Annotated in this window: 1 pseudogene; it reads right to left on the reverse strand. The window is 37.3% G+C overall.

The window, feature by feature from the left end:
- A pseudogene (locus DEO48_RS26940) lies at window positions 1–434 on the reverse strand (hypothetical protein); the annotation flags it as partial.

Here is a 434-nt window from a genome sequence, read left to right on the forward strand (position 1 = left end):
TATTTAACCGGAATACGTGCACCAGTCTGTTTTTTCTGTCAAAGCGAATGGGGTAATGTGTCCAGGCAAACCATTCTGTTTTTAGAAGCTTGAATGAAAACAGAATTGCCGGAACTAACATTAACGTAAAAATCAAAAGTTCTTTTTCACTTCCCGAAAACTTCCACCTGAGATAAGGAATGGTTCCAATAAGCACAACTAGGTAAAATAGCGAAAATCCAAAAAAACCAATTGCAGCGATTAATCCACCGAAACCCTTCGCTGAGTAATATTTGTCAACTAACTCCAGATAGTGGGAATTTAATGTTATGACTTTCATATCAGTAACTAAAGATTGTCCATCCAGTTCAGTTGTCCGGTGTTGTTTTAGCTGATGCGTTCTCTCTTCATCACTAAGAGACCGGTTTAATTTAAACTTAGGAAAAAGACCGTAA

This window comes from Enterobacter sp. CGMCC 5087 (assembly GCF_003144775.1).
In the GTDB taxonomy this organism is placed as follows: Bacteria; Pseudomonadota; Gammaproteobacteria; order Enterobacterales; family Enterobacteriaceae; genus Enterobacter; species Enterobacter cloacae_M.